This window comes from Janibacter sp. HTCC2649 (assembly GCF_000152705.1).
Lineage (GTDB): Bacteria > Actinomycetota > Actinomycetes > Actinomycetales > Dermatophilaceae > Knoellia.
The window spans coordinates 1-1,100 of record NZ_AAMN01000012.1 but is presented as its reverse complement, the minus strand read 5'-3'; the positions used below and the strand labels follow the sequence as shown (position 1 = coordinate 1,100).

At 68.5% G+C, this 1,100-nt stretch carries 2 protein-coding genes and 1 pseudogene; 1 reads left to right on the top strand and 2 read right to left on the bottom strand.

Translation table 11 applies throughout. From position 1 onward, the window contains the following. Positions 1 to 61: 61 nt before the first annotated feature. A complete protein-coding gene (locus JNB_RS00075; RefSeq protein WP_009774330.1) occupies positions 62 to 250 on the bottom strand; it encodes a hypothetical protein in 189 nt (62 codons plus the stop codon). Positions 251 to 300: 50 nt separating this feature from the next. Next, positions 301 to 495, bottom strand: a complete 195-nt coding sequence (locus JNB_RS21790; protein ID WP_009774329.1) for a MarR family winged helix-turn-helix transcriptional regulator — start codon at positions 493 to 495, stop codon at positions 301 to 303. Positions 496 to 860: 365 nt separating this feature from the next. On the opposite strand from JNB_RS21790, the pseudogene JNB_RS00065 reads away from it, so the two are divergent. Then, positions 861 to 1,100 (top strand): annotated as a pseudogene (locus tag JNB_RS00065) (EamA family transporter); the annotation flags it as partial.

The window sequence follows — 1,100 nt, the reverse complement described above, 5'->3', positions numbered from 1 at the left end:
CTGACGAACTGGTAGGGCTCGAAGAATCGTGTGGACGTGTAGGTGTAGCGACCGACGTTGCTCAGGGAGTTGACCGCCCACCTGCACTCATCCGGACCGTGCCCAGGGTCGCCCGCGCGTGAAGATCGGTTCCGAGGTGAGGGGGCGTGACTCCTGGATAGAGGGAGTCGAACGCCGCGTCGATCGCGAGCCATCCGGGGGCCCAGTCATCCTGCCGGTCGGCGTGAGCGAGGTACTCGTCCTTGGTCATCACCCTCCGATCATGGCAGTCGGCCCGGACGGTGTGGGCGCTCGCTGCGCTCAGACGCCGAGGGACTGGGCGAGGGCGCGCAGGCCACGCTCGAGGCCGGCGCGCTCGGTGGGGGAGAGGGCCTCGAGGAGGCGCGCTTCGTTGGCCATGTGGGCGGTGAACGCCTTGTCGATGAGCTTCTTGCCCGCGGGGGTGAGCGCCACGAGGCGGGAGCGACCGTCGGTGCCGCTCGGTCGGCGCTCCACGTAGCCCTGTCGGCCACGGAGACCGGTCGACCCCGACGTTGGTCCACGGCGCCGGTGGTGACGACCGTCGTCGCTCCGAGACGGTCGGACGGTGTGAGGCGAACTCGCCGCCCTGGCGTCGCAGCGTGGCGAGCACGTCGAACTCGCCCTCGCCGAGTCCGAACTTCGCGTAGACGGTGACGAGTTCGGTCGTGAGGGCGTTGGCGACGCGGTGCATCCGCCCGATGACGAGGAACGGGGTTGGGTCGATGTCGGGGCGTTCGGCACGCCACTGGTCGACGATCTGGTCGGCGCGGTCGGGCTGCTTCTCGGGCATGGACTGGAATATACCTTCCGCGGAAAGTATTATCCCTTCCATGGAAACTATGTCGGGCAAGAAACTGGGTGGGTTGGCTCTCGTCGCCGTCACCGCGATCGCTCCGATCGTCTGGGGTTCCACGTATGCCGTGACGCACCTCTTCCTCCCGGCCGACCGTCCGCTCTTCGCCGGCGCCATGCGCGTCCTGCCCGTCGGGCTCCTCATGCTGGCGTGGCACCGACGCCTGCCTCGCGGGTCGTGGTGGTGGCGCTCGCTCGTCCTCGGCAGCCTGACGATGGGCCTCTTC

Excerpts from the sequence above, each read along its gene's own strand:
- JNB_RS00075 (WP_009774330.1), bottom strand. The coding sequence starts at position 250 with ATGACCAAGGACGAGTACCTCGCTCACGCCGACCGGCAGGATGACTGG.